This is a genomic window from Streptomyces sp. NPDC008137 (genome assembly GCF_042957035.1).
In the GTDB taxonomy this organism is placed as follows: Bacteria; Actinomycetota; Actinomycetes; order Streptomycetales; family Streptomycetaceae; genus Streptomyces.
Genome location: NZ_JBIBHN010000004.1, coordinates 72223 through 92360 on the forward strand (window position 1 = coordinate 72223; position 20138 = coordinate 92360).

General features: G+C 70.5%; 16 protein-coding genes. 10 read left to right on the plus strand and 6 right to left on the minus strand.

Going from position 1 to position 20138, the window contains the following annotated elements:
- The first annotated feature begins 90 nt into the window (after nt 1-90).
- The 4 genes from ACFZBT_RS08480 (at nt 91) to ACFZBT_RS08495 (ending at nt 3818) form a co-directional block, all read left to right on the plus strand.
- Nucleotides 91-1107 carry an ABC transporter substrate-binding protein gene (locus tag ACFZBT_RS08480; protein WP_391100033.1) on the plus strand — a complete coding sequence of 339 codons (1017 nt, stop codon included), beginning with the start codon at nt 91-93 and terminating at the stop codon, nt 1105-1107.
- Nucleotides 1108-1112: 5 nt separating this feature from the next.
- Nucleotides 1113-1949, plus strand: a complete 837-nt coding sequence (locus ACFZBT_RS08485; RefSeq protein WP_391100036.1) for an ATP-binding cassette domain-containing protein — start codon at nt 1113-1115, stop codon at nt 1947-1949.
- The gene (locus tag ACFZBT_RS08490) at nt 1946-2857 is read left to right on the plus strand and encodes an ABC transporter permease subunit (RefSeq protein WP_391100038.1); all 912 of its coding nucleotides are present in this window, start codon (nt 1946-1948) and stop codon (nt 2855-2857) included. The genes ACFZBT_RS08485 and ACFZBT_RS08490 overlap by 4 nt, the downstream gene beginning before the upstream one ends.
- Before the next feature lie 61 nt (nt 2858-2918).
- Nucleotides 2919-3818, plus strand: a complete 900-nt coding sequence (locus ACFZBT_RS08495) for a TauD/TfdA family dioxygenase (RefSeq protein WP_391100040.1) — start codon at nt 2919-2921, stop codon at nt 3816-3818.
- 152 nt (nt 3819-3970) lie between these two features.
- Here ACFZBT_RS08495 and ACFZBT_RS08500 read toward each other — a convergent pair whose 3' ends face one another.
- Nucleotides 3971-4816 carry an NAD(P)H-binding protein gene (locus ACFZBT_RS08500; protein WP_391100042.1) on the minus strand — a complete coding sequence of 282 codons (846 nt, stop codon included), beginning with the start codon at nt 4814-4816 and terminating at the stop codon, nt 3971-3973.
- A gap of 126 nt (nt 4817-4942) precedes the next feature.
- Between ACFZBT_RS08500 and ACFZBT_RS08505 the strand changes: the two genes are divergently transcribed.
- The gene (locus tag ACFZBT_RS08505) at nt 4943-5338 is read left to right on the plus strand and encodes a winged helix-turn-helix transcriptional regulator (protein WP_391100045.1); all 396 of its coding nucleotides are present in this window, start codon (nt 4943-4945) and stop codon (nt 5336-5338) included.
- 30 nt (nt 5339-5368) lie between these two features.
- On the opposite strand, the gene ACFZBT_RS08510 is transcribed toward ACFZBT_RS08505, so the two are convergent.
- Complete coding sequence (locus ACFZBT_RS08510; protein ID WP_391100048.1) at nt 5369-7084, minus strand: dihydroxy-acid dehydratase; 1716 nt, start codon at nt 7082-7084, stop codon at nt 5369-5371.
- Nucleotides 7085-7267: 183 nt separating this feature from the next.
- Between ACFZBT_RS08510 and ACFZBT_RS08515 the strand changes: the two genes are divergently transcribed.
- Nucleotides 7268-7786, plus strand: coding sequence for a hypothetical protein (locus ACFZBT_RS08515; protein WP_391100051.1), 519 nt, complete (start codon nt 7268-7270; stop codon nt 7784-7786).
- A 170-nt stretch (nt 7787-7956) separates the two neighbouring features.
- On the opposite strand, the gene ACFZBT_RS08520 is transcribed toward ACFZBT_RS08515, so the two are convergent.
- A complete protein-coding gene (locus ACFZBT_RS08520) occupies nt 7957-8298 on the minus strand; it encodes a helix-turn-helix domain-containing protein (protein WP_391100054.1) in 342 nt (113 codons plus the stop codon).
- A 38-nt stretch (nt 8299-8336) separates the two neighbouring features.
- Between ACFZBT_RS08520 and ACFZBT_RS08525 the strand changes: the two genes are divergently transcribed.
- Nucleotides 8337-8483, plus strand: a complete 147-nt coding sequence (locus ACFZBT_RS08525; protein WP_391100056.1) for a hypothetical protein — start codon at nt 8337-8339, stop codon at nt 8481-8483.
- Nucleotides 8484-8526: 43 nt separating this feature from the next.
- Here ACFZBT_RS08525 and ACFZBT_RS08530 read toward each other — a convergent pair whose 3' ends face one another.
- A complete protein-coding gene (locus tag ACFZBT_RS08530; protein ID WP_391100058.1) occupies nt 8527-9090 on the minus strand; it encodes a snapalysin family zinc-dependent metalloprotease in 564 nt (187 codons plus the stop codon).
- A 350-nt stretch (nt 9091-9440) separates the two neighbouring features.
- Here ACFZBT_RS08530 and rph point away from each other — a divergent pair, with 350 nt between their 5' ends.
- Both rph and ACFZBT_RS08540 read left to right on the plus strand, forming a co-directional pair.
- A complete protein-coding gene (gene rph / locus ACFZBT_RS08535) occupies nt 9441-12038 on the plus strand; it encodes a rifamycin-inactivating phosphotransferase (protein ID WP_391100712.1) in 2598 nt (865 codons plus the stop codon).
- Between the two features lie 170 nt (nt 12039-12208).
- The gene (locus tag ACFZBT_RS08540; RefSeq protein WP_391100061.1) at nt 12209-15058 is read left to right on the plus strand and encodes a hypothetical protein; all 2850 of its coding nucleotides are present in this window, start codon (nt 12209-12211) and stop codon (nt 15056-15058) included.
- A gap of 30 nt (nt 15059-15088) precedes the next feature.
- On the opposite strand, the gene ACFZBT_RS08545 is transcribed toward ACFZBT_RS08540, so the two are convergent.
- Nucleotides 15089-18307 carry a glycoside hydrolase N-terminal domain-containing protein gene (locus ACFZBT_RS08545; RefSeq protein WP_391100063.1) on the minus strand — a complete coding sequence of 1073 codons (3219 nt, stop codon included), beginning with the start codon at nt 18305-18307 and terminating at the stop codon, nt 15089-15091.
- A gap of 142 nt (nt 18308-18449) precedes the next feature.
- Between ACFZBT_RS08545 and ACFZBT_RS08550 the strand changes: the two genes are divergently transcribed.
- Nucleotides 18450-18572: a hypothetical protein gene (locus ACFZBT_RS08550; RefSeq protein WP_391100066.1), complete on the plus strand. Its 123-nt coding sequence runs from the start codon at nt 18450-18452 to the stop codon at nt 18570-18572.
- A gap of 195 nt (nt 18573-18767) precedes the next feature.
- Here ACFZBT_RS08550 and gdhA read toward each other — a convergent pair whose 3' ends face one another.
- Nucleotides 18768-20114 carry an NADP-specific glutamate dehydrogenase gene (gene gdhA / locus ACFZBT_RS08555; protein ID WP_391100068.1) on the minus strand — a complete coding sequence of 449 codons (1347 nt, stop codon included), beginning with the start codon at nt 20112-20114 and terminating at the stop codon, nt 18768-18770.
- Nucleotides 20115-20138: the final 24 nt, after the last annotated feature.

Consider the following 20138-nt stretch of genomic DNA (forward strand, 5'->3'; position numbering starts at 1 on the left):
GTCGTCGACTGATTCCTCGCTGGTATTTCCTGCCGAGTTTCCCAAGAACGCATTCAGTCCCTCTCCCCAGCTTTCGAATGGACCTTTTCCATGGCCACGACGGCATCGACCCGACGTCAATTCCTCTCCCTGCTCGGCCTTTCGGCGGTGGCGGTGGGCTGTGGTACGACCGCCGGTGCCACCTCCGGCAAGGGCGGGACCAAGACGCTCCGCTATCAGGGCTGGGCCGGACAGGTCATCCTGCCGGAGCTGGCCGAGGACCTCGGCTTTCTGGGGGACGTGAAGCTGGACTGGGTCGGCAACACCATCAGCGGGCCGCAGGACATCCAGTCCGCGGCGACCGGCCGGATCGACTTCGGCGGCGCGTTCAACGGCGCGGTCGTCAAACTGGCCGCGAACAAGGCCCCCATCAAGGCCGTCATCAGCTACTACGGCGCCGACCAGGACGCCTACAACGGCTTCTACGTCCTCAAGGACAGCCCGCTGCGCTCGGCCCGGGACCTGCTCGGCAAGAAGGTCGGGATGAACACCCTGGGAGCCCACTCCGAGGCCATGCTCGACATCTGGCTGCAGCGGGGCGGCCTGTCGGAGTCGGACATCGGCAAGGTCGCGCCCCTCGTGGTCCCGCCGGTCAACACCGAGCAGACCCTGCGTCAGAAGCAGATCGACGTGGCCGTACTCGGCGGCCTCCTGCGCGACAAGGCCCTGGCCGCCGGAGGCATCCGCCCGCTGTTCACCGACTACCAGCTGCTCGGCGCGTTCAGCGCCGGCACCTATGTGATGACCGACCGCTTCCTGCGGCAGAACCCCGACACCGCACGGACCTTCGTCACCGGCGTCGGAAAGGCCATCGAATGGGCCCGTTCCACGCCACGCGAGGAAGTTGTCGCCAGGATGACGGACATCGTGAAGAGGCGCGGCCGCAACGAAGACCCGGCACCCCTGAAGTACTGGCGGTCCACGGGTGTCGCCGAGAAAGCGGGCCGCATCACCGGCAAGGAACTCCAGTTGTGGGTCGACTGGCTGGCCGAGCGCGGCGACATCAAGAAGGACCAGGTCACGTTGTCGGACCTCTACACCAACGAGTTCAACGCCAGCGGGAGCTGACCCTGATGCCGGAATCCACCACACCGAAGATAGAGTTCGAGAACATCACAAAGGAATTCACCGTCAGGGACCGGAAGGGGGATCGGCAGACCACCCGTTTCACCGCACTCGACGGAATCGATCTGCGGATCGCGGCCGGCGAATTCGTCGTCCTCGTCGGTCCGAGCGGCTGCGGAAAGTCGACCCTGCTGGATCTGCTCGGCGGGCTCACCCGGCCCTCCGGCGGACGCATCCTGCTGGACGGCCGGCCCGTCGACGGACCGGGCCTGGACCGCGGCATCGTGTTCCAGCAGTACGCGCTGCTGCCCTGGCGTACCGCGCGGGGCAACGTCGAGTTCGGCCTGGAGGCCACCGGCGTACCGCGACGCCAACGCGCCGCACGGGCACGGGAGTTCCTTGACCTGGTGGGTCTCAAGGGATTCGAGGACCGCCATCCCCACGAGCTGTCGGGCGGCATGCGGCAGCGCGTGGCGATCGCCCGCAGCCTCGCCTACGACCCCGATGTGCTGCTGATGGACGAGCCGTTCGCCGCGCTGGACGCCCAGACCCGCGAGTCGCTCCAGGACGAGCTGCTGCGCGTCTGGCAGCGCACCGGCAAGACCGTCGTCTTCATCACGCACGGCATCGACGAGGCCGTCTACCTGGGACAGCGTGTCGCCGTCATGACGTCCGGGCCGGGCCGCGTCAAGCAGATCGTGCCGGTCGCCCTCGGTTCCCGGGACACGACCGACGACCTGCGCTCCGGTCCGGAGTTCGCACGCCACCGGCACGAGATCTGGTCGCTGCTGCACGACGAGGTCGCCAGGGCCCAGCGGTTGGAGAAGGAGGCGGCGGGCGTATGAGTTCGGCAACCGACACGGTCACCCGGAAGAGCACGACGTCCGGCCCCACCGAGCCGGCCTCGGTCCCCTCGCCCGGGGCGCCGCCGCCGCACGCGCGCCGGGTTCCCGTCACGACGGCCCGGGTCCGTCGGGTGGTGCGCAGGCTGCCGCATCTGCTGGTGAGCGGGGCGACCAGGTCCGCGGCGATCGTGGCTCTGCTGCTGGTGTGGGAGACCGCGCCGCGCCTGGGGCTGGTCGACCGGACGTTCCTGCCGCCGGTCAGCGAGGTCGCCCGCGCCTGGTGGGAGCTGGCCGCCGACGGTTCGCTCGCCGACAACGCCCGTGCCAGCCTGGTGCGTTCGTTCAGCGGGTTCGGGCTGGCCGTGGCTGTCGCCGTGCCGCTCGGACTGCTGATCGGGTGGTACCGGCCTGTGGCCGACTTCCTCGGCCCGCTGCTGGAGGTCTTCCGCAACACCGCGGCGCTGGCGCTGCTGCCGGTGTTCGTGCTGCTGGGCATCGGCGAGACCTCGAAGATCTCGATCGTGGTGTACGCGTGCACCTGGCCGATCCTGCTCAACACCATCAGCGCGGTGCGGGGTGTCGACCCGACGCTGCTGAAGCTGGCGAAGTCGATGGACCTGTCCGCGCCCAGGCTGTTCCAGAAGGTCATCCTGCCGTCCGCGGTACCGGTCGTGTTCACCGGCATCAGGCTGGCCGGGGCGGTGTCGATCCTGGTGCTCGTCGCCGCCGAGATGATCGGCGCCAAGGCGGGGCTGGGCTATCTGATCAACGCTTCGCAGTACAACTTCGCGATCCCGCAGATGTACGCGGGCATCGTCACGATCTCCGCCATCGGAGTGGCCCTCAACCAGTTCCTGGTGGCGGTGGAGCGACGGCTCGGCTCCTGGCGGCTGCCGGCGGGCAGCTGACCGGGCGCGCCCGGCGGAACCCACCCCCTCTTCTCACAGCACCTCTGAAAGGACACCGCACATGACCACCAGCACCGGCTTCGACATCCGTAGGATCGGCGGACGCATCGGGGCGGAGATCCTCGGCGTGGACCTCTCCGGCGACCTCGACCCCGCCCTCGTCTCCGAGATCAACTCCGCGCTTCTGGAGCACAAGGCGCTCGTCTTCCGCGACCAGAACCTCGACGACGCGGGCCAGCTCCGCTTCGCCTCGCTCTTCGGCGAACTCACCACCGCGCACCCCACGGTGCCCTCCGTCGAGGGCCAGCCGCAGATCCTGCCCGTCGACGGCGACGAGGGCATCCGCGCCAACCAGTGGCACACGGACGTCACGTTCGTCCGCACACCGCCCAAGGCGTCCACGCTGCGCAGCATCGTGGTCCCGCCCTACGGCGGCAACACCCTCATCGCCAACTCGGCCGCCGCGTACCGGGATCTGCCCGAGCCGCTGCGCGAGCTGGCCGACAGGCTGTGGGCCGTCCACACCAACGACTACGACTACGCCGCCCCGAAGAGCGAGAAGGCGGCCGAGCACCGCAAGCGGTTCGTCTCCCGCAAGTACCGCACCGCGCACCCGTTCGTCCGCGTCCACCCGGAGACCGGGGAACGGGGCCTGTTCATCGGCGGGTTCGCCCAGAGCATCGTCGGTCTCGGCCCGTCCGACTCCCGTGATCTGCTGCGCCTCTTCCAGGCGTACGTGACCCGCCCGGAGAACATCGTGCGCGTCGTCTGGACGCCGGGCGACGTCGTCCTGTTCGACAACCGCATCACCCAGCACTACGCCCCGGACGACTACGGCGACCTGCCCCGCCTGCTCCACCGTGTGACCGTCGCGGGCGATGTCCCCGCCGGCATCGACGGGACACTCAGCCGGGTCGTGGAGGGAGACGACGCCTCCCACTACACCCCCTCGGTGGCCTGAGCCGCCCGCGGCCGAGGGGAGGGACATCTGTCCCTCCCCTCGGGCCGCGGCTATGGCTGCTCGGACCCGGGGTCTGTACCGAGCGGCGCGTCAGGAGGCCTCGACGTCATACGCCGACGCGTGGTCGGGAGCGCCCCCGAGGATCCCCGGCTCTACCGAAAGGCCGCGACGTGCTGCCGGGCCCACTCCGCGAACGTGCGGGGCGCGTGGCCGAGGACCCGTTCGACGTCGGGGCTGATCCGCTGCTCGGCGGGCGTGGGATCGCCGAGAATGGCCAGCGTCGTCTCGATGACGGCCTCGGGCATGAACCGGAGCATCTGCTCCCGTGCCTCCTCACGGGTCTGCTCGACGAAACGGACCGGTTCGCCCAGCGCGTCCGCGATCGACGCGGCCCGTTGCCTCGGCGTGCTGGGCTCGGGCCCGGTCAACTCGTAGGTCCGGCCGGCGTGCCCGCTGTCGCGCAACGTCACGGCGGCCGACTCGGCGATGTCGCCCGGGTCGACCGTGGGCAGGCCGACGTCGGCGAACGGCGCGGCGACGGTCCTGTGGGTGCGTACCGACTCCGCCCAGGCGAACATGTTGGAGTGGAAACCCGCCGGGCGCAGGACGGTCCAGGCGAGGCCGGACTGCCGTACGGCGTCTTCGATGGCGCGTGCCGTTCCACCGTGCGAGGCCGACTCGGGCCGCGTGGCGACTCCTTGCGAGGACAGCAGCACGACCCTCTCCACTCCCCCGGCCTTGGCGACGTCCAGGAGGTGCCGGGGATTCAGCAGGTGGGCGCTGGGCCCGCCGTTCTGCAGGAACAGCGCGTCGGCGCCGTCGAGAAGCGGGCGAAGGCTCTCGGCGTCGGCCAGGTCGGCCCTGCGATGCGGAAGGCCCTCTGGGACGTCCGCGCCGGTGATGTTCCGGGATGTCGCGGTCACGCGCTCACCGGCCGCCACCAGCGCCCGCACGAGCGAACTGCCGACGTTTCCGGTCGCCCCCGTTACTACGATCATGACCAACTCCCTCTGTCTGCAATGTGGTTGACGCTCCCGCGGCAAGGACGGGCGGTAACAGTGGGACGCTAGCACCGGAAGTAAAGTAGGTACCTACAGGAAAGTGACTGTCCGAAGGGGAAGCGCATGGCCGAAGACACCGCACCGCCCGCGTCCGACGCGACGACCGAACCGGCGCTCGCCTGCCCGGTCTCGCCGGTCGTCGACATCGTCTTCAGCCGGTGGACCACTCCGGTCCTGTGGACCCTGCACACCCACGGCCGGCAGCGCTTCGTGGAACTGCAGCGGCGTATCGCCCGCATCACTCCGAAGGTGCTGACCCAGCGTCTGCGCCAACTGGAGCGCGACGGGCTGGTCGTGCGCACGTACCACCCAGAGGTTCCCCCTCGCGTCGAGTACGAGATCAGCGAACTCGGCCGCAGCCTCGCCCCGCTCTTCGCGCATCTCTCCGAGTGGGCGGCGGGCAACCTGGACAAGGTCGACCGGGCCCGCCGCGAGTACGACGGCGACCCGGCTCGCTAGTACACGGTGATTCCCTGAGGTGACCCGGTGTCAGTGGGACTCGCGGGTCACCTCGGAGCCGCTGGAGCCCACGAGGAAGTCGAGGTCGGCGCCGGTGTCGGCCTGGAGGACGTGGTCGACGTAGAGGCGTTCCCAGCCGCGCCGGGGGTTGGCGAAGCCGGTGACGGTGGCCTTGCCGGGGCTTCTGCCGGCGAGTTCGTCCGCGGGGACGTCTACGTCGATACGGCGCGCCTCGACGTCGAGAGTGATGAAGTCGCCGGTTCGCACGAGGGCGAGCGGGCCGCCGGCGGCGGCCTCGGGCGCCACGTGCAGGACGACCGTGCCGTACGCGGTGCCGCTCATCCGGCCGTCGCAGACGCGGACCATGTCACGCACTCCCTGTTCCAGCAGTTTCTTGGGCAGGGGCATGTTCGACACCTCGGGCATGCCCGGGTAGCCCTTGGGGCCGCAGCCGCGCAGGACGAGGACGGAATCGGCCTCGACGTCGAGTTCGGGGTCGTCGATACGGGCGTGGAAGTCCTCGACGCTGTCGAAGACGACGGCCCGGCCCCGGTGCCGGAGCAGGTGCGGGGAGGCGGCGGCCGGTTTGACGAGCGCGCCGTCGGGGGCGAGGTTGCCGCGCAGGACGGCGATGCCACCCTCGGAGACCAGCGGTTCGGCACGGGTACGGATGACCTCGCCGTCCCAGATCTCGGCGTCGTCGAGGAAGTCGGCCAACGGCCTGCCGGTGACGGTCAGCGCGTCGGGATCCAGCAGGTCGCGTACCTCGCGCAGGACGGCGAGGAGACCGCCGGCGCGGTGGAAGTCCTCCATGAGGAAGCGCCCGGCCGGCTGGAGGTCCACCAGGACCGGTACCCGGGAGCCGATGCGGTCGAAGTCGTCGAGCGACAGGTCGATGCCCAGCCGGCCCGCGATGGCCAGGAGATGGACGACGGCGTTGGTGGAGCCGCCGATCGCGGCCAGCGCGACGATCGCGTTCCGGAAGGACGCCTCGGTCAGGAACGTCCCGGGCCGCCGGTCGGCGCCCACCATGTCCACCGCCAGCCGGCCCGTGTGGTGCGCGGCCTCCAGCAGACGGCTGTCGGGGGCCGGGATGCCCGCGGTACCCGGTACGACCGTGCCCAGCGCCTCCGCCACCAGCGCCATCGACGAAGCCGTGCCCATCGTGTTGCAGTGACCACGGCTGCGGATCATCGCCGACTCGGAGCGGGTGAACTGTTCCTGGGTGAGTGTGCCCGCCCGGACCTCCTCCGACAGCTTCCACACACCGGTGCCGCAGCCCAGCAAGCCACCGCGGAAGGTGCCGTTGAGCATCGGCCCGCCGGGAACCACGACGGCGGGCAGGTCCACCGAGGCCGCGGCCATCAGCAAGGACGGGATCGTCTTGTCACAGCCGCCGAGCAGGACGACGCCGTCGATGGGGTTGGCCCTGAGCATCTCCTCCGTGGCCATCGCCGCCATGTTCCGCCACAGCATGGCGGTGGGCCGCACCTGCGTCTCCCCCAGCGACACCACGGGCAGGTCCAGCGGGATGCCGCCCGCCTCGTACACGCCGTTGCGGACCGACGCCGCGACCTCGTTCAGGTGCGCGTTGCAGGGAGTCAGGTCCGAGGCGGTGTTGGCGATCGCGATCTGAGGCCGGCCGGTGAAGGCGTCGTTTGGCACTCCGCGTCGCATCCAGGCCCGGTGTATGTAGGCGTTGCGGTCCTGTCCCTCGTACCACTGCGCGCTGCGGAGCCTCTCCATGGAGCCCTTCCGATAGAGGGTACGGAGGTCTGAGTTCCGGAACGTGATGAAGCATAAGCAGCCGGTCGACGGATTCGACAGACCCCACCGGTCGCGTCAGAATCCCGTCAATGTTCGCCCGCACGGCGCCAGAACCCCGTCAGCGGGGGCCACAGAGCCCTTGCGGACGCCTACCTTCAGGGCATGGAACGGAGCTCACCGGCAGCCCCGGCCGGCGACCGCCACTGGCGTGACGGTGCGCGGCTCGCGGTGAGTTGCGCCCTGGTGTTCTGCGCCATGTGCCTGCTCGTCGACTGGGACGGCGGAAGCCTGACACTTCTCCGTGCTCTGCTCTGGGGCGTCCTGTCGGCCACGGTGTTGGGCGTCCTGCTGCCGCCGCAGGTCAGCGCGGGCCCCGGTTGGCTGACCGTTCGCACCCCTTGGCGCCGGATCGTCGTCCGCACGGACGCGCTGACGGCCGTACATCAGCACGAGGGGGTCTCGTCCCACCTGGTTCTGCGGGACGTCCACGGCCAACGCCTGGAACTCGACCCCCGGACCCTCGCGGCCAACCCCCTGCTCTGGCACGAACTCGACACGGGCGTCCGCCGCTCCCTGGAGCGTGGCACGCTGCGCCACGGCGGGGATGTCCTGGAACGGCTCGGCCACCGCATCGACGACGAGACGGGGCACGCGGTGTTCCGGGCCTCCGGCCTCTCCTGAACCTGGCGGCAGCGCGTTCGGGCGTTCGGCCGGGCGCCGGTGCACCTCCCCGGCGCGCGACAGGTGTCGCGAGCAGCTGTGCGCGGCCCCTTTCACCGCCCACGCCTGGGTGGAGGCGGACGGCAGCCCCGTCGGTGAACCCCCGGACACCGCCGTCTACCGGCCGCTGATCACGGTGGAGGCGCCGCACGGCGGGACAGGTGGTTCCGGGAGTGTCGTCGCCATTCGCTGGTCCTGGTGCCGTAAGTCTCGCGGAAGCGCCGGAAGAAGTGGGCGGGATGGGCGAAGCCCCAGGAGCGGGCGATGGCTTCCACGGCGCGACAGGCCTGTTCCGCCGCGGCCAGATCCTCGCGGGCGCCCTCGAGCCGGCGGCGGATGACCCACTTCTCGAGACTCAGACCGCCCTCCTCGCACAGCCGGTAGAGCGTGCGCACGGAGACGCCGGGCGCCCGGGCGACGCGCTGCGGCGTGAGCCGGCTCGGTGAGATGTGCGCGAGGCCCGCATCACCCACATCGGCGGCCCGACCACGCTGATGGGCATGCCGGAGACGTGACCCGGCCCGGTCCGCTGCACGATGACGGCATCCCGGGCGAAGGCCGACGGGCCGCCGAGTCGGAACTCGCGCGGGCCCCCGCCGGCATCCGCGCACCGTTCCGCCGGCTGCCCGTCGGCGGCGCACTGGAACTGACGGTGTGAGGCGCCGATCGGCCATCCTCACGTGTGGTGCGGCAGGGGGCGGTCAGTCCACGATCACCTCATCACGCGCCGCCGGGGCCGCTTGGGTGAGCGCTCCGCCGAAGTTCCCCTCGACCTCCGCCTTCTCCGCCGCGTTCGGATACGCGTTCGTGCACGCGGTGCCCGCGGTGGAGCCGGACATCAGGCTGGAGCACGGTCCGGGCTTGCGATCCGGCAGGCCCAGGATGTGCCCGAGTTCGTGGGCGGAGATACGAATCGTGTTGTAGCCCTGGTCCACGGCCTGCCGCCCGATGTAGACGGTTCCGTTGCCCAGGGTGGTGGGCAGGGCGCGCGGCCAGCCGTTGTCCGCGAGGACCCGTATGTTCGCGCGTTGCCCGGCGGCGGCCGGCCGCAGCTCGACGGCGTCGACGCTCTCGTTCCAGATGGCCGCGCCCCGGTCGACCGCGGTCCTGAACTCCGCCGAACCGCCGGCGTCGTAGAGGAGCACACGGGCGGCGCGGGAAGCCCCCTCCGCCTCAGGGGAAGCGGCCACGGCCTGGCCACCGGCCAGGGAGAAGGACACCATCAAGGCAGCGGCCAGGCCACCGGTCAGCGTACGGACGTGCATGATCGACCTCCTTGTGGGGGAAGGCAGTCGTGCTCATGACATTCCCTGGCCCACTGCCCACCGGAGACGACGATGAATCCGTCAATCGACTGAACATGGCTTTCCGGCACGGCTGTTCGGCGCACCATCGGAAGGGACCCGGCCCTCAGCCAGCCTGTACACGACGCCTCGACACCGGCGCCGACAAGAACAAAGGCAAGGAGACCGCTCTCCTTGCCACTCTCAACTTATAGCGCGCCGGGGGGCTTGCGGCAAGGCCCGGGGGGTGGCACAGAATCTTCGGCCGAGGCCCCAACCTGCGGATATGTGGGGGCCACAGCATGCGACACGACCGCCTCGGAGGCATCGCGATGATCCAGCAGTATGTGTGGGACCTCCAAGAGGTCGACGAGACGCGGGGCTCGGTCGTCGGCGGAAAGGCCGCGCACCTGGGCGTGCTGTCGCAGATCGAAGGCGTCCGCGTGCCCGCCGGCTTCTGCGTGACGACGGACGCCTTCCGGCGGATCATGGCGGAAGCTCCGTCCGTCGACGAGCAGATCGATCGGCTGGCGCGCGTGAACCCCGACGACCGGGACGCGATCCGCACCCTCAGCGCGGAGATCCGCCGAACCATCGAAGGGACCGCCGTCCCGGACGATCTCGCGGCGGCGATCACCAGCCCGCTCACCCGGCTCGGCGAGCAGGCCGCCTACGCCGTCCGGTCCAGCGCCACGGCCGAGGACCTGCCGACGGCCTCCTTCGCCGGCCAGCAGGACACGTACCTGAACGTCGTGGGACCGACGGCGATCCTCCAGCACATCAGCCGGTGCTGGGCCTCGCTGTTCACCGAGCGGGCCGTGACCTACCGTCAGCGGAACGGCATCGACCACCGAACGGTCCACATGGCCGTGGTCGTGCAGCGGATGGTCTTCCCGCGGGCGGCCGGCATCCTGTTCACGGCCGACCCCATGACGGGCCATCGAAGAGTCGCCACCGTGGACGCCGGGTTCGGCCTCGGCGAGGCCCTGGTCTCCGGCCTGGTGAACCCGGACGTCTTCAGGGTGCGGGACGGCGAAATCGTCTCCAAGGCGATCGCCGCCAAGGAGCGTGCCGTGCAGGCCCTCCCGGGCGGCGGTACGCGGGAAGTGGCGATCGACTCGCTGCGGCAGGAGCTACCGGCGCTGACGGATGCGCAGGTCGTGCGGCTCGTCGAGCTCGGGCGGCGGATCGAGGCGTACTTCGGCCGCCCGCAGGACATCGAGTGGTGCCTGGTCGACGACGAGTTCCAGATCGTCCAGAGCCGGCCGATCACCACGCTGTTCCCCGTCCCCGAGACCGGCGACCAGGAAAATCACGTGTACGTCTCCGTCGGTCATCAGCAGATGATGACCGACCCGATGAAGCCCCTGGGGCTCTCCATGTGGCAGCTGATGGCCATGGTGCCGATGCATGAGGCCGGTGGGAGGCTGTTCGTCGACGTCACCCGGCGCCTGGCCTCGCCCGCGAGCCGCGCCGGCCTCCTGGACGTCATCGGGAAGGGCGATCCGCTGACCAGGGACGCTCTGGAGACCGTCCTCGACCGCGACGACTTCGTCCCCTCGCTCCCGGACGCGGGTCCGGGCAGGCCGCCGGCCGACGGCGCGTCCGCCCCGATCGAGACCGATCCCGCTGTCGTCACCGAGCTGATCGAGCGCAGCCAGGAGTCCGTCGCCGCCCTGGAGCGGGACATCCGGACGAAGACCGGACCGGCTCTGTTCGACTTCCTGCTGGAGGCCTTCGAGGAGCACAAGCGGGTCCTCAGCGATCCGCTGAGCATGCAGGCGATCATGGCGGGGATGGAGGCCACCTGGTGGCTCAACGAGAAGCTGCTGGAGTGGCTGGGCGAGAAGAACGCCGCTGACACGCTCACGCTGTCCGCCCCCGACAACGTCACGTCGGAGATGGGTCTGGCGCTGCTCGACGTCGCGGACGTGATCCGCCCGTATCCGGAGCTGGTGACGTTCCTGCAGGGCGTCGACGACGAGGGCTTCCTGGACGAGCTGCCGAAGCTCGCGGGCGGGACCGAGGCACGCGACGCCATCGAGGTCTACCTCGACCGGTACGGCATGCGCTGCGTCGGTGAGATCGACATCACGAGGCCGCGCTGGCGCGAGCGCCCCACCACGCTCGTGCCCGTGATCCTCGACAACGTCAGGAACTTCGAGCCGGGGGCCGCCGAGCGGCGTTTCGAGGAAGGCCGGCAGAAAGCGCGGCAGAAGGAACAGGACGTGCTGTCGCGCCTGCGGGCCCTGCCGGACGGCGAGCGGAAGGCCGACGAGGCCAAGCGCATGATCGACCGGGTCAGAACCTTCATCGGGTACAGGGAGTACCCGAAGTACGGCATCGTCAGCCGCTGCTTCGTCTACAAGCGGGCCCTGTTGGCGGAGGCCGAGCGCCTCGTGCGGGCCGGTGTGCTCAGTGAGAAGGAGGACATCTTCCACCTCACGTTCCAGGAACTCCACGACGTGGTGCGCTCGCACCAGGTGGACGACCGGCTCGTCCAGCAGCGCAAGGAGGCGTTCCGGTCGTACCAGGCGCTCACCCCGCCCCGGGTGCTCACCTCGGACGGCGAGGCCCTCACCGGGGCGTACCGGCGCGACGACGTGCCGGCCGGTGCCCTGATCGGCCTGCCGGTTTCCGCCGGGACCATCGAGGGGCGGGCCCGCGTCATCCTCGACATGGCGGACGCCGATCTCGAAGCTGGCGACATCCTGGTCACTTCCTTCACGGACCCCAGCTGGTCGCCGCTGTTCGTCGGAATCGCGGGTCTGGTGACGGAGGTGGGCGGCTTGATGACCCATGGCGCGGTGATCGCCCGGGAGTACGGCCTGCCGGCCGTCGTGGGCGTGGAGCGGGCCACCCGCCTGATCCGGGACGGGCAGCGGATCCGGGTGCACGGAACCGACGGGTACATCGAGATCCTGCCCTGACCCGCCAGGGCAACTCCCCCGCGATTGGCCTGTTTTGAGGCCGCGGGCGATCATTTCCGAGCAACCCCGCGCCCCTCCTTTTTCATCTTCTCCCAAGGAACGAAAGAGGCGCCCGGGACACCAGGGACACCTGTGATGTCCGGGCGCATCCCATCCGGAGGAGAAGCACGTTGAACCATGCCCGGCGCACATGGGTCGCCGCTGCGGCCTTGTTCGCGGTGGTCGCGGGGTCGCCAGGACTGGCGCACGCCCAACCGGCCGCCATTCCCGCCCCGTCCACTCCATCCACCCCGTCCACTCCATCCGCCGACCACGGCTCCGGCCCCGGCTCCGGCCGGGGTCTGCCGGCCGGCTGGCAGCTCACCGGCAAGAGATCCGGTCAGCAGCTGACCTGGCGCTCGGACAGACCCGTCCCCATGGGCGACGCCGCCGTCGAGTTCTACTCCGGAGACCGTCTCCTGGGCCGGCCCGTGCCCGGCGAGGACGGTCACACGTTCCGTCTCGACCTCGAAGGCGTGGCGCTCGGATCGGCGCAGGACCTCCAGGTGCGGGCCGCGGGACGCCGTCTCGACGAGTCCGGCCTCAAGGCGGACGCGAAGCGCCGGTCCGCCCGGAAGCCGGTGCAGCCCGTGCAGCCGGTGAAGCCGTCGGCTCTGCAGCCGGCCAATCCCACGGACCCCGGTGTTCCCGGCCCCTACCGCACGGTCGGCGGCGAGTACACGCTGAAGTCGGTGCGACTGCCCGGCTTCCCCGCCCCGGTGGAGATGCGCGCCACCGTCACCGCACCCGCCGGTGCTCAGGGCAAGCGGCCGCTGGCCCTCTTCCTGCACGGCCGCCACGCGACCTGCTTCACCGGGGGCGCGGACGGTGAGGCGCTCGGTGCGTGGCCCTGCCCCACCGGCTCGAAGCCGATACCGAGCTACCGCGGCTATCTGCACGACCAGAAACTCCTGGCCTCCCAGGGGTATGTGACGGTGTCCATATCCGCCAACGGCATCAACGGGCAGGACCACGCGGCGCAGGACGCCGGAACCCAGGCCCGCTCCTCCCTGGTACGGCAGCACCTCGCCCGCTGGGCCGACTGGTCGGGCGCCGGACGGACCAAGGCACCCGCGATCGTGCGGAAGGCCGCGCGGGCCGATCTGTCGCGGGTCCTCCTGGTCGGTCACTCGCGCGGCGGCGAGGGCGTGAACCGGGCCGCGATGGACAGCCTCGCCAAGCCGCCCGCGGACAAGGACGGCTACCGGGGTCCGGTGCGCTGGAAGATCCGGGGCAACGTGCTCATCGGCCCCACCGTCTTCGGGCAGAACCCGGCTCCCGAGGTGCCGTCCATGACGATCCTGCCGGGCTGCGACGGTGACGTGGCCGACCTGCAGGGTGAGATCTACGTGGACGGGACACGCGGCGTCAGCCGTGGTGCCGCCCTGCACAGCGCGGTCTACATGGTCGGCGCCAACCACAACTACTTCAACACCGAGTGGACGCCGGGGCAGGCGGAGGCGCCGGCCGAGGACGACTTCTGGAGCGACGAGGAGGAGGCGCCGGACCCGGTGTGCACGCCGGGGACCGCGACCCGGCTGACGGCCGAGCGGCAGCAGGCCGCCGGTTCGACGTACATCGCCGCCGCGGCCCGGCTGTTCGTCGCGGGCGACGACCGGGTCCGGCCGCTGCTGGACGGCTCGGGCGTCCGTGCGGCGTCCGCGGGCCCCGCGCGGGTCCTGACCCACGCCGTCGGTGCCCGTCGCACCGCCGCCTTCCTGCCGGACGCCGGGGTCACGGTGGACGGCGGCCGGCTGTGCGCGCAGGTGGACCCCGACCCCGCCACCACCTGTCTGAACCCCGAGAGCCCCGGCAGGTCACCGCACTTCGCCGAGTGGGAGACGGAGCGGGAACCGGGCCGCGACGCCGTGGCGCTCGACTGGTCTGCGCCGGGTTCCGCGGTCCAGGTGCGGCCCGGGCGACCGGTCTCCCTGAGCGGGGCCGAGTCGCTGGCCCTGCGGGTCATCGTGCCTCCCAACACCACCGGCACCCGTCTGGACATCTCCGTCACGGACACGGCGGGCAGGCACGCGACGCTCGGTGCCGTCCGCCTCGACGGACTGCCCGGCTCCGACCGGACGGCCTCGTACTGGGGGCAGGAGGTACGCATGCCGCTGACCGCGGCGAAGGCCGCCGGGCTGGACCTGAAGCGGGTGAAGTCCCTGGTACTGACCCCGCGCAGCGGATCGGGGCAGGCGTGGCTGATGGACGCCTGGGGCTGGCGTCCGGGCATGGCGGCGGTACGGCCGGTCGCGCTGCCCCGCGTGGACATCGGCCTGCTGACGGCCGACGAGGGCGACTCCGGGGTCAGGACCCTCATGGTGCCGGTCCGGCTCTCCGGGCAGGGCAGTGGCCGGATCAGGCTCTTCGTCACGGACCCCGAGACCCGTGAGGTCACCTCCCGGCTGGTGACGGTGCGCCCCGGCGGCGGCAGCGTCGACGTGCCCGTCGACGTGCGCGGCAACACCCGCTTCAGCTACGGCACGACGCATCACGTGTTCGCGAAGGCCGTCCGCGGCGCCGTGGTCGGCAACCACCTCGGCGGCCTGACCGTGACGGACGACGACCCGATGCCCACGTTCGAGGCGACCCCGCTCGCGGGCCGGGTCACCGAGGGCCAGAGTCTGAAGTGGCGGATCGACCAGTCCGCGGTCGCCGACACGGATCTCTGGATCGGGGCCGCGTTCACGCCGGTCGACGGCGGCGCGGAACTGTCCAGCACCGACTTCGACCCGCGATGGTTCGAGGAGAACACCGGCGGGTCACCGAGCCCGGCCCGGCGGTTGTCCGAGGTGGAGGTGTTCTACCCGGACATCGCCGTACCCGCGGGAGAGCTGAGCACGGAGGTGACCGTACCCACCGTAGTGGACGGGGTGAGCGAGCCGGAGGAGTCACTGCGGATGCGTCTGTCCCTCTGGGAGGACGAGCGCGGCGAAGTGGAGGGCCCGGTGCTTGACGGGACGGTGGTGGACGCGCCGTAGGCCAAGTGGACGCGAGGGCCAGAGGACGCGTCACCGGGCCTTGCCCGGCTTCACCTTCTTGTCGGCGCCGTTCACCCGCACGGTGACCTTCCTCTGGTCCCGCGCCCGGTCGGCGACGACCGCGTACGACGTGACCTTCCCGTCACGCCACGCGCAGCTGACCTCGTAGCCGCCGCGGGCCCGGAGTCCGGTGAAGGAGCCCTTGGCCTTCCAGCCGTCCGGCAGGGCGGGCAGCAGGTGGATGACGCCGTCGTGGCTCTGCAGGAGCATCTCCGCCACGGCGCCCGGGATACCGAAGTTGCCGTCCATCTGGAAGGGCGGGTGGTCGCAGAACAGGTTGGGCAGGGTGTTGTAGGTGAGCAGTCCGCGCAGCATGATCCGGGCGCGATGCCCATCGCCCAGGCGGGCGAAGAGAGCCGCCCGCCAGGGCCAGGTCCATGATCGCCGGCTGTCGCCCGACACCGTCGCGGCCGTGAAGGGCACGCCCTCCTTCTCGCCGCAACGTGCCTTGAGGGAGACGAGGGCGGCGGCCGCGAACTCGGGTGTCCTCGGGGTGATCTGGCGGCCCGGGTAGACCGCGAAGAGGTGCGAGGTGTGGCGGTGGATGTCGGTGGGACTGTCGATGTCCTCCTGCCACTCCTGCAACTGCCCCCACTTGCCTACCTTGTTCGGCGCGAGGCGGGCCTGCATGTCCTTGACCTTGGCCCGGTAGGCGGGGTCCGTCTTGAGTACCGCCTCGCAGTCGACGTAGTTCTGGAACAGGTCCCAGATGATCTGCTGGTCGTACATCACGCCGTCCTCGCGCGGCCCGTGCTCGGGTGACCAGCCGTTCGGTGCGACGAGGAGCCCGTCCTCGCGTTCCTTGAGGTGTCCCTCCCAGAACTGGCAGATCTCCTTGATCATCGGGAGGGCGAGGGTGCGGAGGTAGTCCAGGTCCTGGGTGAACGCCCAGTGTTCGTAGAGGTGTTGCGCGTACCAGGCACTCGCGACGGTGTTCCACTCCCAGGCGTTGCCGCCGAAGACGCTCTGGCTGGTGCGGGCGGTCCAGCCGCGTGTGTCCTCGCCGAAGGCGTTGCGGGTCGCCACGCGGCTGGGCACGGCCACCTGCTCGATGAACCGGACGAGCGCCTCGTGGCACTCCGGCAGGTTCGTCGTCTCGGCTCCCCAGTAGTTCATCTGGACGTTGATGTTGGTGTGGTAGTCGGACGCCCACGCCGGCTGGTTGCTGTCGTTCCAGAGGCCCTGGAGGTTGGCGGGCAGGCCTCCCGGGCGCGAGGAGCTGATCAGCAGGTAGCGGCCGTAGTCGAACATCGTCTGCTCGAGTGTGGGGTCCTCGGCGCCCGCCGCGTACCGCGCCAGCCGGGCATCGGTCGGCAGAGCGACGACGCCGGCGTCGGAGGTGCCCCAGTCGACCGAGACGCGGTTCATGAAGGCGCGCGTCTCGGCTGTGTGCTTCTCGCGCAGCTTGTCGTAGGACCGGGAGGCGGCCTTGCCGAGCGCCCTGGCGATGCCCGCTTCCGGATCGGGTCCGCGCCACCCGGCGGCGGCGTCGAGCTTGTGGTCGGTGCGGGCGTCGAGGAGCAGGGTCAGGGTGGTGCAGCCGCTGAAGCGGAGCACCGGTCCGTCGGCGCGGAAGTCGCCGTCGGTGTGCACGGCCTGGACGGTGCAGGCGTGCTTGAGGCCGTTGCCCATGACACCGCTGAAGGAGAGCCGGCGGGCACCGGCGTCGGCGGCCGTCGGCGTGTCGTCCTGTGCGGACGTCAGCGATATCGCTCCGGAGAGGCCATGGGGGCGGTCCGATGCGTAGTGGAAGACCATGACGTCCGCGGAACGGCTCGCGAAGGCCTCCCGCAGGACGCGTCGTCCGGGCACGCCGAAGCGGGTGACATGCAGTCCCTGGACGAAGTCGAGGGTGCGGCGGTAGTCGGCGACGGTCCGCTGCGTGCGGGTGTCGAAGCCCCTGCCGTCCAGCGCGATCCCCGCGATCTGGAAGCCGGTGGACGACGTGCCGGGGGTCAGGGTGAGCCGGTAGACGCGGTAGGCCGTGCTGTTGCTGATCCGGAAGGTCCGGGTCTCGCCGCGGCCGGCGAAAGGCGCTCCGGGGTCCTGTGTGTCGAGGGTCGTCCAGGCGGTCCCGTCCTGCGATGCCTCGAGCCGCCATCGCCGGGGATCGTCCTGCGGACGGTCCCGGGCCGCCGTCAGCGCGTACGAGGTGACGGCGACCGCACGGGGCAGCTCGGCCTGCCAGACGACCGCTCGCGCGGGGGCTTCGATCCGCCAGACCGTGGCCGGATCGCCGTCCACCGAACTCGAGATGTCCGTGGCCCGGCCCCCGGGCCCGGCGCCTTCGCCGGAGCCCTTGGAGTGCCCGCTCGGCGACGACAGGTACAGTGCGCCACCCGCACCGAGGTCGACACCGGACAGGCCGATCTCGCTCACCTGGAAGTGGCTGACGCCTGCCTTGGGGACGAATTCGAACCGGTAGAAGCGGTAGGCCGCAGTGTCGGCACAGGTGAATTCCTTCGTCTGGAAGCGGCTTTCGAAGGGTGCTTCCAGCGTGCGTCTGTCGAGCGTGGTCCAGGTGGCGCCGTCGGCGGAACCGGAGAGCGTCCACTCCCGCGGGTCGCGCTGCGGCACGTCGTCGGCACTCGTCAGACGGTAGGACGCGACGGCGACGGGTTCGGGAAGCTCCACCTGCCACCGCACCCTCGAACCCGGCCCCTCGACGCACCACTTGGTGCCCGGGTCGCCGTCGCACGTCTTGTCGACACCCTCCGAGGGGGAGCTGTCGTACGGTCCCCCCGGGGCCGTGACCTTCGGACTCGCCCGGGGAGCGAAGGTGACGACGATGTCGCCGAAGTTCCGGTAGGAGCCGAAGCCGGTCATTCCGGTGTCGAACTCGCTGTCCGGCTTGCCCGCGAGGGCGTTGTCGTAGTCGTTGACACCGCCCCACAGACTCTGTTCGTTGAACTGGATGCGCTCCTCGCAGGGATCGGCGAAGAGCATGGCACCGAGCCGACCGTTGCCGATCGGCAGGGCCTGCGACTGCCAGTCCAGGGCGGGCACGGAGTAGGACAGCGCCTCGCGCGACAGGGTCGGCCACGGGGCGGTCGCCACTGCGTCGGCCCCGGCGGCAGCGGCCTGCCCCACGGGAGTTCCGCCGGTCAGCTGAGCGAGCAGAGGCGCGAGGGCGAGGCCGCCGCCGACCTTGAGAATGCTGCGTCGCTGCGGTTGGGATTCATTGATCACAGTGAGATCTCCCGGCCCAGTCATCGGCTCTTTCACAGGGGCATGACGGCCGCATCGACCTATGTCGAGGGCGCAAACATCGTCACCGGGAAATAGATCGGATGTCTAGAGGGCGAGCGTTGCTTTTGCCGCCCTCTATGCCGTGATCGCCGCCGTCCTGTTCCTGGGCGGCTCCGACGCCGCACAGGCGTCGGGAACGCCGGCGGCCACTCTCATCGGCCCGGCGGTGGGACTCGGAGTCGTCCGCTACCGGAGGTCGCGGTGAGGTAGCCGGACATGGCCTCCCGGCCGGTCCGCGCCAGGGGAACAAGGCCGTCGTACGCCGAATCCAAGGGATGTTCTGTCATGTCGTCACACCTCTCAGTGGGTCGACTCCTTGGACTCGGGGCGACGGGCCGATGTTCCCGGGAACCGGTCAGTCGAGCCGGGGGCGTACGTGTTCCTGACGGGGCAAGGGGGCTCAGACGACGCCCTGTGCCGTCATGGCGTCGGCGACCCGGAGGAAGCCGGTGGCGTTGGCGCCGAAGACGTAGTCGTCGGCGTCGCCGCCATAGGTCTCGGCAGTGGCACGGCACTGGGCGTGGACCTGCCGCATGATGGTCGCGAGCCGGTCCTCGGCCCGCTCGAAGGTCCAGCTGTCGCGGGCGGCGTTCTGCTGCATCTCCAGCGCGGAGGTGGCGACGCCGCCCGCGTTGGCCGCCTTGCCCGGGCCGAAGAGGGTCCCCGCGTCACGGAAGGCCTCGACCGCGCCGGGTGTGCAGGGCATGTTCGCGCCCTCGGCCACGGCGAGCACCCCGTTCTTCACGAGGGCGACGGCGTCCTGCCGGCCCAGTTCGTTCTGGGTCGCACAGGGCAGGGCGATCTCGCACGGCACGTCGAAGACCGAGCCCCGGGCGGAGAAGCGCGCGGCCGGCCGGGCTTCGGCGTAGGCGGAGATCCGGGCCCGGCGTACCTCCTTGATCTCCTTGAGCAGGCCCAGGTCGAGGCCGTTCTCGTCGACGACGTAGCCGGAGGAGTCCGAGCAGGCGACCACCATGCCGCCCAGCGCGTGCACCTTCTCGGCTGCGTACACGGCCACGTTGCCCGACCCGGAGATCACCACGCGCCGCCCGTCCAACTGCTGCCCCCGGGTGGCGAGCATCTCCTGGGCGAAGTACACCGCGCCGTAGCCGGTGGCCTCGGTACGGGCGTGCGAACCGCCCCAGCCGACCGGCTTGCCGGTCAGGACACCGGCGTCGAAGCGGTTGGTGATCCGCTTGTACTGGCCGAAGAGGTAGCCGATCTCGCGGGCGCCGACTCCGATGTCCCCGGCCGGCACGTCCGTGTGCTCGCCCACGTGGCGGTACAGCTCCGTCATGAACGCCTGGCAGAACCGCATGATCTCGCCGTCCGAGCGGCCCTTGGGGTCGAAGTCCGCGCCGCCCTTGCCACCGCCGATCGCCATGCCGGTCAGCGCGTTCTTGAAGATCTGCTCGAAGCCGAGGAACTTGACGATGCCCAGGTTGACGCTGGGATGAAAGCGCAGGCCTCCCTTGTACGGTCCGAGGGCGCTGTTGAACTCCACCCGGAAACCGCGGTTGACCCGTACCGTGCCCTGGTCGTCCACCCACGGGACGCGGAACATCAGTTGCCGCTCCGGTTCGCACAGCCGCTCCACGATGCGGGCCTCGACGTACTCCGGGTGCGCCTCGAGCACGGGCCCCATGGTGTGCAGGACTTCCTGTGCCGCCTGGTGGAACTCCGTCTCGCCGGGGTCGCGTCGGCGGAGGTTGTCGTAGACGGCTTCGAGGTGGGCGCTGACGTCCATGTGCGTGGTCTCTCTTCGCTCAGG

Coding starts and splice junctions, on each gene's coding strand:
- ACFZBT_RS08495 (WP_391100040.1), top strand. CDS start 2,919: ATGACCACCAGCACCGGCTTCGACATCCGTAGGATCGGCGGACGCATC.
- gdhA (WP_391100068.1), bottom strand. CDS start 20,114: ATGGACGTCAGCGCCCACCTCGAAGCCGTCTACGACAACCTCCGCCGA.
- ACFZBT_RS08480 (WP_391100033.1), top strand. CDS start 91: ATGGCCACGACGGCATCGACCCGACGTCAATTCCTCTCCCTGCTCGGC.
- ACFZBT_RS08510 (WP_391100048.1), bottom strand. CDS start 7,084: ATGGAGAGGCTCCGCAGCGCGCAGTGGTACGAGGGACAGGACCGCAAC.
- ACFZBT_RS08515 (WP_391100051.1), top strand. CDS start 7,268: ATGGAACGGAGCTCACCGGCAGCCCCGGCCGGCGACCGCCACTGGCGT.
- ACFZBT_RS08490 (WP_391100038.1), top strand. CDS start 1,946: ATGAGTTCGGCAACCGACACGGTCACCCGGAAGAGCACGACGTCCGGC.
- ACFZBT_RS08505 (WP_391100045.1), top strand. CDS start 4,943: ATGGCCGAAGACACCGCACCGCCCGCGTCCGACGCGACGACCGAACCG.
- ACFZBT_RS08485 (WP_391100036.1), top strand. CDS start 1,113: ATGCCGGAATCCACCACACCGAAGATAGAGTTCGAGAACATCACAAAG.
- ACFZBT_RS08500 (WP_391100042.1), bottom strand. CDS start 4,816: ATGATCGTAGTAACGGGGGCGACCGGAAACGTCGGCAGTTCGCTCGTG.
- rph (WP_391100712.1), top strand. CDS start 9,441: ATGATCCAGCAGTATGTGTGGGACCTCCAAGAGGTCGACGAGACGCGG.
- ACFZBT_RS08530 (WP_391100058.1), bottom strand. CDS start 9,090: ATGCACGTCCGTACGCTGACCGGTGGCCTGGCCGCTGCCTTGATGGTG.